The 13,360-nt window shown below is 55.7% G+C and carries 14 protein-coding genes; 12 read left to right on the top strand and 2 right to left on the bottom strand.

The genetic code is table 11. The features are described from left to right. Positions 1 to 92: 92 nt before the first annotated feature. The 5 genes from NNL21_RS05290 to NNL21_RS05270 all read left to right on the top strand — a co-directional run bounded on the left by NNL21_RS05290 (position 93) and on the right by NNL21_RS05270 (position 5,548). Positions 93 to 1,124, top strand: a complete 1,032-nt coding sequence (locus tag NNL21_RS05290; protein WP_204816368.1) for a thiamine pyrophosphate-dependent dehydrogenase E1 component subunit alpha — start codon at positions 93 to 95, stop codon at positions 1,122 to 1,124. A 1-nt stretch (position 1,125) separates the two neighbouring features. Next, a complete protein-coding gene (locus tag NNL21_RS05285) occupies positions 1,126 to 2,109 on the top strand; it encodes an alpha-ketoacid dehydrogenase subunit beta (protein WP_204816367.1) in 984 nt (327 codons plus the stop codon). 50 nt (positions 2,110 to 2,159) lie between these two features. After that, entirely contained in the window at positions 2,160 to 3,527 is a 1,368-nt protein-coding gene (locus NNL21_RS05280; protein ID WP_204816366.1) for a dihydrolipoamide acetyltransferase family protein, read from the top strand. A gap of 18 nt (positions 3,528 to 3,545) precedes the next feature. Beyond that, positions 3,546 to 4,286: a lipoyl(octanoyl) transferase LipB gene (gene lipB / locus NNL21_RS05275; protein WP_204816365.1), complete on the top strand. Its 741-nt coding sequence runs from the start codon at positions 3,546 to 3,548 to the stop codon at positions 4,284 to 4,286. Between the two features lie 128 nt (positions 4,287 to 4,414). Next, positions 4,415 to 5,548, top strand: coding sequence for a M20/M25/M40 family metallo-hydrolase (locus NNL21_RS05270; protein WP_204816364.1), 1,134 nt, complete (start codon positions 4,415 to 4,417; stop codon positions 5,546 to 5,548). 220 nt (positions 5,549 to 5,768) lie between these two features. Here the strand turns inward: NNL21_RS05270 and mciZ are convergent, their stop codons facing one another. Continuing rightward, a complete protein-coding gene (gene mciZ, locus NNL21_RS05265; RefSeq protein ID WP_204816363.1) occupies positions 5,769 to 5,930 on the bottom strand; it encodes a Z-ring formation inhibitor MciZ in 162 nt (53 codons plus the stop codon). 153 nt (positions 5,931 to 6,083) lie between these two features. Here mciZ and NNL21_RS05260 point away from each other — a divergent pair, with 153 nt between their 5' ends. The 4 genes from NNL21_RS05260 to fur all read left to right on the top strand — a co-directional run bounded on the left by NNL21_RS05260 (position 6,084) and on the right by fur (position 9,167). Then, complete coding sequence (locus tag NNL21_RS05260; protein WP_204816362.1) at positions 6,084 to 6,641, top strand: NUDIX hydrolase; 558 nt, start codon at positions 6,084 to 6,086, stop codon at positions 6,639 to 6,641. Positions 6,642 to 6,643: 2 nt separating this feature from the next. Continuing rightward, the gene (locus NNL21_RS05255; protein WP_204816361.1) at positions 6,644 to 7,840 is read left to right on the top strand and encodes an endonuclease Q family protein; all 1,197 of its coding nucleotides are present in this window, start codon (positions 6,644 to 6,646) and stop codon (positions 7,838 to 7,840) included. 133 nt (positions 7,841 to 7,973) lie between these two features. Further along, positions 7,974 to 8,618, top strand: a complete 645-nt coding sequence (gene spoIIM, locus NNL21_RS05250; protein WP_204816360.1) for a stage II sporulation protein M — start codon at positions 7,974 to 7,976, stop codon at positions 8,616 to 8,618. Positions 8,619 to 8,714: 96 nt separating this feature from the next. Next, positions 8,715 to 9,167, top strand: coding sequence for a ferric iron uptake transcriptional regulator (gene fur, locus NNL21_RS05245; RefSeq protein ID WP_204816359.1), 453 nt, complete (start codon positions 8,715 to 8,717; stop codon positions 9,165 to 9,167). A 92-nt stretch (positions 9,168 to 9,259) separates the two neighbouring features. On the opposite strand, the gene NNL21_RS05240 is transcribed toward fur, so the two are convergent. Further along, a complete protein-coding gene (locus NNL21_RS05240; protein WP_256555096.1) occupies positions 9,260 to 10,651 on the bottom strand; it encodes a S8 family peptidase in 1,392 nt (463 codons plus the stop codon). A 197-nt stretch (positions 10,652 to 10,848) separates the two neighbouring features. On the opposite strand from NNL21_RS05240, the gene ald reads away from it, so the two are divergent. The 3 genes from ald (at position 10,849) to xerD (ending at position 13,359) form a co-directional block, all read left to right on the top strand. Further along, entirely contained in the window at positions 10,849 to 12,003 is a 1,155-nt protein-coding gene (gene ald / locus NNL21_RS05235; protein WP_204816357.1) for an alanine dehydrogenase, read from the top strand. A gap of 95 nt (positions 12,004 to 12,098) precedes the next feature. Then, entirely contained in the window at positions 12,099 to 12,332 is a 234-nt protein-coding gene (locus NNL21_RS05230; protein WP_204816356.1) for a YqzK family protein, read from the top strand. 127 nt (positions 12,333 to 12,459) lie between these two features. After that, entirely contained in the window at positions 12,460 to 13,359 is a 900-nt protein-coding gene (gene xerD / locus NNL21_RS05225) for a site-specific tyrosine recombinase XerD (RefSeq protein ID WP_204816355.1), read from the top strand. Position 13,360 lies beyond the last annotated feature (1 nt).

Raw genomic sequence — 13,360 nt, 5'->3', positions numbered from 1 at the left:
TCTCCGCATTTCTTTTTCACGAAAACTCAGTTATAATAGAATCAAGTCTTAGTACCAGGTTATAAGATCAGCTAAACAAGGAGGGAATCCCTATGATGCAATCCGGATCTGTTCGGCAATTGTCCAGACACGAGGAGCTTGGGCTGACCGATGAACAGGCTATCGATATGTATACCAAGATGCTCATGGCAAGGCGTTTCGATGAACGAGGGCTTCTGCTGCAGCGGGCAGGCAAAATTAACTTCCATGTGTCCGGTATCGGTCAGGAGCCGGCACAGGTGGCGGCGGCATACGCCCTGAATCGGGAGATTGATTATTTTCTTCCTTATTATCGGGATTATGCCCTCGTCCTGACTGTGGGCATGACGCCGCGCGAGCTGATGCTGTCGGTATTCGCCAAGGCGGAGGATCCGAACAGCGGCGGCCGCCAGATGCCCGGACACTTCGGCAGCAAACGGCTTCGCATCGTGACCGGCTCAAGTCCGGTTACCACTCAAGTTCCGCATGCGGTCGGGCTTGCGCTGGCGGCGAAGATGAAGAAGAAAGACTTCGTTTCTTTCGTCACATTCGGGGAAGGCTCCAGCAATCAAGGCGATTTCCATGAAGGCTGCAACTTCGCGGGCGTACATAAGCTGCCTGTCATCTTCATGTGCGAGAACAATCAGTATGCGATTTCGACGCCTGTGCACAAGCAGCTGGGCGGGAACGTATACGAGCGTGCGATCGGTTATGGCTTTCCAGGCATACGGGTCGACGGGAATGATCCGCTGGAGGTCTATCGCGTCGTGAAGGAAGCGCGCGCACGCGCCGCTGCCGGTGAAGGGCCGACATTAATTGAGGCTATGATGTATCGCATATCGCCGCATTCCACCTCCGATAACGACCTTGCTTACCGGACGAAGGAAGAAGTGGATGAGCACCGCGGCAATGATGGCATACCGAAATATAAGCAATATTTGATCGAATGCGGCATTTGGGACGAAGAACGGGACGCGCAGCTGAGCAAAGAGCTTCGGGCGATGATCGATGATGCGACGGAATATGGGGATAAAGCACCGTACCCTGCGCCGGAGGACATTCTCCTTCATGTCTATGCAGACGATTCGGGCGAAGGAGGGCGTTAAGATGGCCGTAATGGAATATATCGATGCAATACGCCTGGCGATGAAGGAAGAGATGGAACGCGATGAGGACGTCTTCGTTCTCGGCGAGGATGTGGGCCTGAAGGGCGGCGTATTCACCACGACTAAAGGACTTCAGGAGCAGTTCGGCGAACTGCGCGCGCTCGATGCCCCGCTGGCGGAATCGGCTATTGCCGGCGTTGCGATCGGAGCTGCGATGTATGGCATGAAGCCGATTGCAGAGATGCAGTATTCGGATTTCATGTTTCCGGCGACGAACCAAATCATCAGCGAAGCGGCCAAAATCCGCTACCGCTCGAATAATGACTGGAACTGTCCGCTTGTCGTTCGCGCACCGATCGGAGGGGGCGTATTCGGCGGCTTGTATCATTCCCAATGTCCGGAATCAGTCTTCTTCGGAACACCGGGGCTGAAGATCGTCGCGCCGTACACGCCGTACGATGCGAAAGGGCTGCTGAAGGCGGCCGTTCGCGATCCGGATCCGGTGCTATATTTTGAGAATAAAAAATGCTATAAGCTCGTCGTCGGCGAGGTGCCGGACACTGACTATACGGTTCCGATCGGCAAAGCGAACGTGCTGCGCGAGGGTGATGATATTACGGTCATCAGCTACAGTCTCCCGCTTCACTATGCGATGGAAGCGGCCGAGGAGCTGGCACAGGAGGGGATTTCCGCGCATATCCTCGATCTGCGTACGCTGCAGCCGCTGGACAAAGAGGCGATTCTCGAAGCGGCGCGCCGTACCGGCAAAGTATTGATTATCCATGAGGACAATAAGTTCGGCGGTATCGGGGGCGAGGTATCCGCGATTATCGCGGAAGAGATGCTCTATGAGCTGGATGCCCCAATTATGCGGCTATGCGGTCCGGATGTGCCGGCGATGCCGATCAATCCGCCGGGCGAGAAGTTTTTTATGCTCAATAAAGAAAAAGTGAAGGAATCGATGCGCCATCTCGCGCTCTACTAATACCAAGCAGCATTTTTCCTGTAGAAAAATGTTTTTAGGAGTTGATAATCATGAAAACCGTTGTGGAAGTCATCATGCCGCAGTTAGCGGAATCGCTCGTATCGGCAACGATTGAAAAATGGTTGAAGCAGCCCGGCGACCCGGTAGACGTCTATGAGCCGCTCGCTGAAATCATTACCGACAAGGTTAATGCCGAGCTGCCTTCCACGCTGAAGGGTACGCTGGTCAAAATTTTGGTCGGCGCCGGCGAGACGATTCCCGTTGGAACACCGATCTGTCTTGTGGAGACGGAGGATGACATTGCGGAGGGCATACCGAGCAGCTCGGGCAGCAACCCGCAAGAAGCCGGCAAGGGCAGCGGTAACGCAGCTCTCTCCGCTGAGGCGGCTGGTTTCACAGCAAGCGGGGACGGCGATACGAGCATGCGCCACCGCTATTCGCCCGCAGTTCAACAAATTGCCGCCGAGCATGGCGTCAATCTGACTCTGGTGCCGGGTACGGGATTGGGCGGCCGGATCACGCGCAAGGATGTGCTGGCTTACGTCGCTTCCGGAGCGGTTAAGCAGGCTGCTGCGCCCAAAGCGGAGCCTTCTGTAGCGGCTGCTAAGCCCGAGCAGCTGAACATGGATCCGAGAGTGCCGGTTCGCTCGTCCGGCATTCATTTCTCGGAGACGCCGCGAATTCCGCATATCGAGGTTGAAGGCCAATCGATACCCGGCAGCGGCGAGACGTTCGTCGACATTACGCCGATCCGTAACACGATCGCCCAGAAGATGCGCCAGAGCGTAACGGAAATTCCGCATGGCTGGATGATGATTGAGGTGGACGTTACGAATCTCGTCGTCCTGCGCAACAAGCTCAAGGACGAGTTCCGTGCGCGCGAAGGCGTCAATCTGACGTACCTGGCCTTCTTCATCAAGGCGGTCGTCAACGCGATCAAGGATTATCCAATCATTAACTCCGTGTGGGCCGTTGATAAAATTATCGTTAAGCGGGACATTAACATATCGCTGTCCGTCGGTACCGAGGACTCGGTTATCACGCCGGTTATCAAGAATGCCGACCAGAAGAATATTGCCGGCATTGCGCGAGAAATCGACGTATTGGCTCGCAAAACGCGCGATGGCAAGCTTAAGCTGGATGATGTTCAAGGCGGAACCTTCACTGTGAACAATACGGGATCGTTCGGTTCGATTCTGACCCAGCCGATCATCAACTACCCGCAGGCGGCAATCGTGACATTCGAATCCATCGTAAAACGTCCTGTCGTCATCAATGATATGCTTGCGGTTCGCTCCATGGCCAATGTATGCTTGTCACTTGACCATCGTATTCTGGACGGCGTTATTTGCGGGCGGTTTCTGCAGCGCGTCAAAGATACGCTCGAAGGTTTCGATCAGGAAATGAAACTGTATTGAAACGAGGCTTGACTTGCGATGACAACGAATTTAAAACAGCTGGAAGCCAGCTATACCCCCCTAATTGGCTATGCCGAAGCGTGGGAGCTGCAGAAAGCTTATGTGAAGCAAATTGACAAGGAGGAGCGGCGTGAGACGCTGCTCCTGCTTCAGCATCCGCCAACCTATACGGTCGGTTCGCAGCGTCATCCGGAGCATCTGCTGTACTCGGACGAGCAGCTGGCCGAAGAGGGGATTCAAGTGTTCCATATCGACCGGGGCGGAGACATTACGTACCATGGTCCCGGACAACTGGTCGGTTACCCGCTCTTGTACCTGGACGCGGCAGGGTTGGATTTGCATGGCTATTTAAGACAGCTGGAGCAGATTATCATTGATTGGCTCGCGGGTTATGGCATTCAAGGCGGACGGAAGCCGGAGTATACGGGTGTATGGGTAGGCAATGCGAAGCTTGCGGCGATCGGGGTAAAATTCAACAAATGCCGGACCCGCCGGGGATTCGTGACGAGTCATGGCTTCGCGCTCAATCTGAAGGCTGGCATTGGCGAAGAAGGCTTTCGGGGAATTGTGCCTTGCGGCATTCAGGAGTATGACGTCACGTCCTTTACGGATCTAACGGGCATACACCTGAGTGTCCGACAAGCGGCCGAAGAGCTGATTCCTTACTTTTGCCGGAGTTTCGGATTTGAGGCTGCGGATCTGACGAATCTATTCGAGCACCCAACCGATGCCGACGAGCAGGGTGGACATAAGCAGTGAAATGATGAGCAGCCAAACGACAATCCTCATGATGCGATTCGTGCGCATGGAAATAGGCCCCTTCCGGATAATAGATTTATAGACGTTCTAGCCTATTGTAAACGATAAAGAGGGACGGAGGAAAGTCAATGATTCAAGAGCAGCGGTTAGTAGAGCAGTTTTTGTCGCTTGTCCGGGTAGATAGCGAGACGAAGAATGAGCGGCAAATATGCGATGTGCTGACGAAAGAGTTCACTGCACTAGGATTGTCCGTCGAGGAAGACGATTCGGCGTCCGTCACCGGACACGGTGCGGGCAACTTGATTGTTAAGCTGAATGCAAGCGGTGCGCCGGAGGCAGAGACGATCTTCTTCACATCCCATATGGACACGGTCACGCCGGGCAACGGCATCAAGCCGCAGCTTGATGCCGACGGCTATATTCGCAGCGACGGGACGACGATTCTGGGCAGTGATGACAAAGCCGGGCTCGCCGCGATGCTGGAAGCGATCCGGGTGCTGAAGGAGCAGACCATCCCGCACGGTGCCGTACAATTTATCATTACCGCCGGGGAGGAATCGGGACTCGTCGGTGCAAGGTCGCTTGATTCCGCAAAGCTGGAAGCCAAATTCGGTTATGCGCTGGATTCCAATGGCGAGGTCGGAGACATTGCCGTCGCAGCGCCGGCACAAGCGAAGATCTCAATCAAGATTCATGGTAAATCGGCGCATGCCGGCGTTAATCCCGAGAAGGGCATTAGCGCCATACAAGTCGCCGCGAAAGCGATCGCGCGGATGCCGCTTGGCCGGATCGATCACGAAACGACCGCCAATATCGGACGTTTCGAAGGCGGAGGCGCAACCAATATCGTGTGTGATTTCGTCAAATTGGACGCAGAAGCGCGCAGCATCGCCGGCGATAAGCTGGATAAGCAGATTGCGTCGATGAGAGAAGCGGTCGAGGCCGTTGTGGCGGAATACGGAGCATCGGCTGATTTCGAGAGCCAAATTATTTATCCGGCATATTCGTACGAAGACGGAGATCCGGTCGTAGAGTTGGCGAAAACCGCCATTGCAAGCATCGGCGGCACGCCGAAGACGTTCCATTCGGGCGGAGGCAGCGATGCCAATATTTTTAACGGTCTGGGCGTTCCGACGGTTAATCTGGCGGTCGGCTATGAGCATATCCATACAACGAAAGAACAGATCCGTGTGAGGGATCTCGTGAAAACAGCCGAGCTCGTCGTCGAGCTTATCAAGCAAGCGGCGAATAGACAGGCATAGAAGGCGGTCCCAGCGGATAAACGGGGAACGCTGCGGCAATCGCGCAGGGCAATGATGCCGGCGGTGCTTGCATATGCCGGATTAACAGCATGAAGAAACCCGCCAGGCCTAAGCCTGACGGGTTTCTTCATGCATCTTTGCGGGAGCGTCCCTTGCAGGAGCCGCTCGCGGAGGCGACGCTCATAGGCTGTATCTGAATTTATATATAGAGTAAGGAAGGTTAGCGTTGTAGAGGACGTCGATGCTCGAGATATTCGCCTAAGGTACGGCTTGAATCCTGGCTGCTGGACGGAACCTGCCTTGTCATAAGCCGGAGCTGATGACGGATTTCCCATGCTTTACCGACGAGCATGAGCTGGGTGGAGACGGAATACTGCTTCATGTCATATTCCCCCTTTAGATGGTATTAATCGTAAATTCGTTTTTTGAAAGCCTTGGTTTGATATAATGAAGCATATGCGGAAGCCGGACAGGTTATACCACGGCTTCCTAATGCAGCATTTATAGATCCGATATCCAATAAGGAGAGACATTTATGTTGAAGAAGACAGATGAATATCGGGAGCGGACCGTTCATACGGAGCCGATCTTCCAAGGGAAAATCATTTCGCTGCAGGTAGATACGGTCGAGCTGCCGACCGGGGGGACGGCGACGCGGGAAATCGTCAGACATCCGGGCGCGGCTGCGGTGCTCGCTCTAATCGACGGCAAGATGCTGGTCGTGGAACAGTACCGCAAGCCGATGGAGAAATTCCAAGTGGAGATTCCAGCAGGCAAGCTGGACGCTGGAGAAGATCCCATCGTTGCGGCGGGACGCGAGCTTGAGGAAGAAACGGGCTACAAGGCCGGCCGGCTAAGACCGCTAAGCGCATTCTACACATCGCCGGGCTTTGCCGACGAGAAGCTATTCATATTTCTGGCGGAGGATCTGGTCAAAGGAGAGAGCAATCCGGATGAAGACGAGTTCTTGAATGTGGAGGCTATCACCTTCGAGCAGGCGCAGCAGTATATCCGGGAAGAACGAATCAGCGATGCCAAGACGATACTGGCTGTCTATGCCTGGCAGGTCTACAGACTGACGGGTGAGATTTAATTATGCGAAGCCAGAAGCTTGGCCGGGTTTTCGCCGATCTGCATCTGCATATCGGCAGCACGGAGAGCGGGGAGGCTGTCAAGATCAGCGCCAGCCGCAACTTGACCTTCCGGAGCATCGCCCAAGAAGCGGCACATCGGAAGGGGATCGGGCTTCTCGGTGTCATTGACTGCCACTCCCCGGGCGTGCAGGAGGATATCGCAAGCCTGCTCGACACTGGCGAGATGGAGGAAATTGAAGGCGGCGGCATCCGGTACCGGAATACGACGATTCTATTAGGGGCGGAAATCGAAGTCAGGGATGCAGGCTGCGGCCCTGCCCATCATCTCGTCTATTTGCCGACCTTTGGTGCGATGTGCGACTTTACGGTCTGGATGTCGCGCCATATGCGGAACGTGAATCTCAGCTCACAACGCATCTATGTCCCCTCTCGCGTACTTCAAGAGGAAGCGAAGGGCAGGGGAGGCCTATTCATCCCCGCGCATATTTTCACCCCGCATAAAAGCTTATTCGGAAGCTGCTCGGATCGGCTTGGGGACACGCTCGATCCCTCGGGCGTCGATGCGGTTGAATTGGGACTAAGCTCGGATACGGCGATGGCAGGGTGGATTCCCGATCTGGATGAACTGCCGTTTCTGACGAATTCCGATGCGCATTCACTGGCCAAGATTGGCCGGGAGTACAACGCGCTGCTGCTGAAGGAGCCGTCATTCGCCGAATTTGCACTTGCACTCAAGGAAAGAGAGGGCCGGTCGATCGCAGCCAATTACGGGCTGAATCCGCTGCTTGGGAAGTATCATCGTACGTATTGTTTGAGCTGTTCTTCCCTTGCAGGTGCGGAAGCGGCAGCCGAGCGCTGCCCGGCGTGCGGAAGCCTGAAGCTGGTAAAAGGTGTGATGGACCGCATCGAGGAGCTCGGGGCGAAAGCCGGTCGGACACAGCTCCCGGCGCAGGACAACCGGCCCCCATATATCTATCAAGTGCCGCTGGAGTTCGTTCCAGGCATCGGGAAGGTGACGCTGAACAAGCTGCTTGACCGGTTCGGAACCGAGATGGCCGTATTGCATACCGCTTCGCGGGAAGAGATCGCGGGGATTGCCGGTGATACGGCAGCGGCGGCCATCGCCGCAGCGCGGGACGGTAAGCTGCAATTGAATGCCGGGGGCGGCGGGCGGTACGGCACTGTGGCGCGTTCGTAATGGGGAGCGAACGTCATGGTCATCGTCATTCGTCATAGCAGCGAGGGCTTGGACATACACTTTATCGTGGAAGAGCTTATGCTCGTCGATGCGAGTTTTGCTCCGCAAAACGTTGAAGTGGAGGTCGTATGCCATGCGTTCGCCTATGCAGCAATCGCTGATGAAAGATCAGTTGACGCTTTATGTATTCGTCTCGGTATTGTTTGTCGTTGGCGTTGTCTTCGGCGTGCTGCTCGTGGGCGCGCTGACACTCGACCAGCAGCAGAATTTGGCGGGAGATGTGCAGCAGCTTGTTCAGCGCATTCAGGCGGGGATGGGTGCGGACGGGTCGGAGTCGTTCTGGGAACGCGTTTTTTTTCATGCCAAATGGCTCATACTCATCTGGGTGCTTGGGCTGACGGTAGTGGGGATGCCGCTCGTGCTTGCGCTTGATTTCTTAAAAGGGGTTCTTGTCGGGTTTGCGGTCGGTACGCTGGTCAGTCAGCATGAATGGAACGGGCTTCTGTTCTCGCTGGTCTCGGTTGCCCCGCCCAACCTGATTGTCGTTCCCGCTATATTGATCGCAAGCGTCTCGGCAGTCTCGTTCTCTCTCTACATGATACGGAACCGGATTATGGGGAGATACGGTACGCTTGGAGGGCCATTCCTGTCCCATACCTCAACGGCGGTCGCGATGCTTCTTATTATCGCCGGCGCAGCCTTGATTGAGGCGTTCGTTTCTCCAAGCCTGCTGAAGTGGGCTGCTCCGCTGCTGAGCGGGGCGGCCGGTGGATTGTAATCATTCTAAAAAGTTTGACTTTCCTCGCAATGTGACTCTATAATAAAAACAAGTGTTTCCGGCGATGGGCATGAGCCATGTGCGAGGGGGGAAACCATGGAATCCCGGATTGATAAAATTAAGCAGCAGCTGCAGTCGCAAGGGTACAAGCTCACCCCGCAGCGCGAGGCGACGGTACGGGTGTTACTGGAGAACGAGGAAGACCATCTGAGCGCCGAAGATGTGTTTATGCTCGTGAAGGATAAAGCGCCGGAAATCGGCCTTGCAACCGTATATCGGACACTCGAGCTTCTCAGTGAGCTCCATGTCGTAGAGAAATTGAATTTCGGTGACGGCGTTGCCCGATACGATCTGCGCACGGACAATAACAAGCATCACCATCATCATCTGATCTGCGTACAATGCGGAACGATGGATGAGATCTTGGAAGACTGGCTCGGACCGCTTGAAGAGCGGCTCGAGAAGGAATATGGCTTTACTGTCATCGACCATCGTCTTGATTTCCAAGGCATCTGCAGAAGATGCCGCCAAAAGAACGATCAACAATAACTCCCGCGTGCAGCGTGAGTCATCCCTAGTGATGACTGCGACCGCACGGTGGGAGTTTTTTCATTCCGGAGGCTGGAAGAATGACCGGGGGCCTAGCGTTTCTTGCGCTGCTTACTGCGCTTACCGCGCTTGCTGAGCGTGCAGCGGCAGCTGATCCTGGCAGTCCGGCGTGCCCGGACCCTGCTGCTTCTTAAGGAGAGCGCATCCGCAATTTGCAGCAAACCCGATCCCTGGGAAGCAGAGGAATAGCCGGAAAGCCTTTGTGCGGAGGCGCGAAGCCGCTGCGCCACCTGAGAGGGGGTTAGCCTTGGATCCTGGCTCAGCAGCAGCGCAGCTCCGCCGGCCACATGCGGGCTGGCCATGCTTGTGCCCTCCATCGTCTGATAACCGCCGCCGGGCGAGGTTGAGCGTATGGCGGTGCCGGGTGCGGTCACATCGATGCCGGAGCCCCGGCTGCTGAAGCTGGCAATTTGGTTATCCCGTGTAGAGGCTGCAACGGCAAGCGTCTCCGGATAACTGGCGGGCTCGTCGATCCCGCCGCTGCCTGCACCGCTGTTCCCTGCGGAGGAGACGACAATAATCCCCTTACTGCGCGCCCTCTTCACAGCATCGCGAAGTGCGGTGCTGGATGCGCCCTGCAGACCAAGGCTTAGATTGATCACGCGGACGCCCTTTCTTATACACCAATCGATCCCCTCAACAATATTGGAGATAAATCCTTCCCCGTTGGCATTGAGCGCCTTCACCGCATACAACTTGGCACGGGGGGCGACGCCGGGAATGAGGCCGCTTGTTCCAAGCGCGGAGGCGATTCCTGCAACATGGGTTCCATGTCCGTTATCGTCGCGATACGACGACCCGTTGATGGTGTTAATCCCGCCGGCGATATACAGATCGGGGTGATTGGCGATGCCGGTATCGATGATGGCGATCGGAATGCTCCCCCCTCGCGTCCGGGGCCATACCTCTGGAGCCTGCACGCGGCATACGTTCCAGGTGACGCCGGCCGGGCAGGATTGTGCAGCGGCAGCCTTTCCACCGGGCTGCCGCCGCACAATCCTTTTGAACAGCAGCGGTAGGGACTTTCCTGTTCGCGGGCTCCTACTGCCGGAGCGCTTGCCACCCGGTGTGTTATGGATCTGGCTGCGCTGCAAGGTGACTGGCATGCCCGGCTTCGTACGGCTTCCGGCAAGACCGCCGCCTCTGCTCGGAGACGGAAGCATATGCGCTTTTATGACGAAGTCCGGCTCCACGTATTTGATATGGGGATGGGCCATAAGCGAGCGGAAACGCTGTAATTGCCGGCTGTCTATGTTGCAGCAGATAATCCGCTCCCCTTTGATGCTCTTTGCCGGCCGTATCCCGTATTTCCGAAGCTCTCTCATGCATCGCGCATAATGGCGGCGGTATTTGAAGCGGATCATTTGCCGAATGGTATGGCCGGATATGCCACTGACTTGACAGCGCCGAAGCATTCTTTCCACCTTCTGCAAGTCTATGTCCTCCTTAGGAGCGTCTAAAATATCTTATTCGTGTAATTCAGTGTATGGGGGCGAACTTGACCAGGCGTGGGTAGGTGCCGTCCAAACACATATTTTGCGTTTCTGGAGGAAACCGTATCGCGTAAGGACTGTCAACCCGTCCTTTCGTTGCATATGTAGGTACGAGGAGGTAGTTGCGAATGATAATCGGCGTGCCAAAAGAAATCAAGTCTAATGAATACCGTGTCGCGGTCACGCCTGCCGGCGCCAGCATGCTGATCGGGGCAGGGCATGAGGTGCTCGTCCAGGCTAGCGCAGGAGAAGGAAGCGGGTTTGCGGACGACCTGTATGTAGCCGAAGGAGCCAAGATGGTACCCGCGGCGGCTGAAGTTTGGGCTCGGGCAGATATGATCATGAAGGTGAAGGAACCGCTGCCGGCCGAGTTCGGTTATTTCCGGGAAGGGCTGCTGTTGTTCACGTACTTGCATCTAGCAGCGGCGCCGGAGCTGACGCAGGCTCTGACGGACAATGGGGTAACCGGGATCGCGTACGAGACGATACAGCTTCCGGGCGGCAGCCTTCCGCTGTTGACGCCAATGAGCGAGGTTGCGGGCCGAATGGCCGTTCAGGTCGGCAGTCAGTTTTTGGAGGCTTTCTATGGCGGACGGGGTATTCTGCTTGGAGGCGTTCCGGGCGTTCCGCCAGCAGAGGTCATTATTCTCGGCGGAGGCATCGTCGGCTTGAATGCCGCGAAGATCGCTCTGGGCATGGGGGCAAGCGTCGTCATACTGGAGAGGAGCGCCGAGCGGATGCGCTATATCGATGAGGTGTATGGGGGCCGGATTCGTACGCTGATGTCTAATCCGCATAATATTGCGAATGCGGTCCGCAAGGCGGACCTGCTCATTGGAGCGGTGCTCATCCCGGGTGCCCGCGCTCCTCATCTCGTCACGGAAGAGATGGTGCAAACGATGAAGAAAGGCTCGGTCATTGTAGATGTTGCCGTGGATCAAGGCGGGACGATCGCTACAATCGATCGTGTCACGACGCACAGCAATCCGGTTTACGAGAAGTATGGCGTGCTGCATTATGCCGTCGCCAATATGCCGGGGGCGGTGCCGCGGACCTCGACCTACGCCCTTACTAACGTCACGATGCCTTATGCGCTTGAACTGGCCAACAAAGGGCTGGGGGAGGCGATCAGAAGCAATGAGCCGCTCGGAAAGGGCGTAAATACGTACGGCGGTCATATTACTCATCCCAAAGTGGCCGAAGCCTTAGCACAGCCGTATAGACCGCTTCAGCAGCTTCTGGATCGCCTGCCGATCGATGAGCAGGGCCATGTAATGGACTGACATGATTCCGCCGCTGTTCTCATAAGGTGGATGTAAAGGACAAACCGCCAAAGAGGCGGTTTCTTCAAGCATGCACATAGAGGAGGGCGGGCGCTATGGTGCTATCGGCTCGCAGATGGTTTCGAAGAGCGCTGTTCATCGTGCTGATGGTGCTTTGTACGACAGTCGTGTATGACGGCTGCCAATGGCTTGCGGCGTGGTTAACGCCGGCCGATCCATACCGGGTACCCCAAGGACAGGCGCTGAAGGTGTCCAGTATGGCGGAAGGAACGGCAGATGACGCGACGTTCACCGAAAGACTGCGGCTATTCTACTGGTACGGTGAATGAGACTTGCGACGTGTTTTTTAGGAAGAATGTTTGATGATTCGACAGCAATTCGAGCGGTTTGGCAGGAAAAAAGGGGGGCGTTGTGGAATATAGGCATCTTGGCATCACTACCGGGAGGGAATATTCCATGAAATCGCAGCTTCAACCTTTTATCCAATACTTGTCTACCGTAAGGAGACTCTCCCGGAATACATTGGAATCATACGAGCGGGATTTGACTGCGTTCCTCGATTATGCGGAGCAGCACGGGCTGACTGCGCCACAGGACATGCATAAGCATCATATCGCGCGTTATTTGCTGGAGCTGAAGCAGCAGGGGCGGGCGGTCGCGACCGTGTCCCGCCATACGGTGTCCATACGCTCTTATTTTCAATATTTAACGAGAGAGCGTCTCATTCCAAGCGACCCCTCCGTGGAGCTGGAGACCTTGAAGCAGGAGAAGCGGCTGCCGCTGGTGCTCACGATCGAGCAGGTGGAGCGGCTGATGGATACACCTGATACGGCCACCGCAGCCGGTGTACGCGACAAAGCGATGCTTGAAATGCTTTATGCGACAGGCATTCGCGTAACGGAATTGATCTCGCTTGAGGTCGGCCATTTGAACCTGCCGCTCGGATTTGTCCGCTGTGTGGGATCCGGCGAGAAGGAAAGAATTATTCCGCTGGGCAGAATTGCATGCGATGCGATCACGGCTTACCTGGATGGCATGCGGGACAAGCTGCTGAAGGATAGGATGGATGAACAGGCTCTGTTCTTGAATCAGCTTGGAACGGGAATGTCCCGTCAAGGTTTTTGGAAGATCATAAAGAAATATGCGCAGGAAGCGGGTGTCGTCGGCGACATCACGCCGCATACGCTTCGGCATTCCTTTGCGGCGCACCTGCTGGAGAACGGAGCCGATTTGCGATCGGTGCAGGAGATGCTCGGTCATGCCGATATCTCCACAACCCAGATCTACATGCAGGTCACCAAATCGCGCATCAAGGACGTCTACAACCAGGCGCATCCAAGAGCAAGGGTTAAGTAGC

The organism is Paenibacillus mendelii (assembly GCF_024498075.1).
Classification (GTDB): domain Bacteria; phylum Bacillota; class Bacilli; order Paenibacillales; family Paenibacillaceae; genus Paenibacillus_Z; species Paenibacillus_Z mendelii.
The sequence above is the reverse complement of the archived record's forward strand: the minus strand, read 5'-3'. Positions and strand labels throughout refer to the sequence as shown.

What these genes read in the sequence shown, in the direction of transcription:
- NNL21_RS05290 (WP_204816368.1), top strand. Translation starts at nt 93, where the DNA reads ATGATGCAATCCGGATCTGTTCGGCAATTGTCCAGACACGAGGAGCTT.
- NNL21_RS05285 (WP_204816367.1), top strand. Translation starts at nt 1,126, where the DNA reads ATGGCCGTAATGGAATATATCGATGCAATACGCCTGGCGATGAAGGAA.
- NNL21_RS05280 (WP_204816366.1), top strand. Translation starts at nt 2,160, where the DNA reads ATGAAAACCGTTGTGGAAGTCATCATGCCGCAGTTAGCGGAATCGCTC.
- lipB (WP_204816365.1), top strand. Translation starts at nt 3,546, where the DNA reads ATGACAACGAATTTAAAACAGCTGGAAGCCAGCTATACCCCCCTAATT.
- NNL21_RS05270 (WP_204816364.1), top strand. Translation starts at nt 4,415, where the DNA reads ATGATTCAAGAGCAGCGGTTAGTAGAGCAGTTTTTGTCGCTTGTCCGG.
- mciZ (WP_204816363.1), bottom strand. Translation starts at nt 5,930, where the DNA reads ATGAAGCAGTATTCCGTCTCCACCCAGCTCATGCTCGTCGGTAAAGCA.
- NNL21_RS05260 (WP_204816362.1), top strand. Translation starts at nt 6,084, where the DNA reads ATGTTGAAGAAGACAGATGAATATCGGGAGCGGACCGTTCATACGGAG.
- NNL21_RS05255 (WP_204816361.1), top strand. Translation starts at nt 6,644, where the DNA reads ATGCGAAGCCAGAAGCTTGGCCGGGTTTTCGCCGATCTGCATCTGCAT.
- spoIIM (WP_204816360.1), top strand. Translation starts at nt 7,974, where the DNA reads ATGCGTTCGCCTATGCAGCAATCGCTGATGAAAGATCAGTTGACGCTT.
- fur (WP_204816359.1), top strand. Translation starts at nt 8,715, where the DNA reads ATGGAATCCCGGATTGATAAAATTAAGCAGCAGCTGCAGTCGCAAGGG.
- ald (WP_204816357.1), top strand. Translation starts at nt 10,849, where the DNA reads ATGATAATCGGCGTGCCAAAAGAAATCAAGTCTAATGAATACCGTGTC.
- NNL21_RS05230 (WP_204816356.1), top strand. Translation starts at nt 12,099, where the DNA reads ATGGTGCTATCGGCTCGCAGATGGTTTCGAAGAGCGCTGTTCATCGTG.
- xerD (WP_204816355.1), top strand. Translation starts at nt 12,460, where the DNA reads ATGAAATCGCAGCTTCAACCTTTTATCCAATACTTGTCTACCGTAAGG.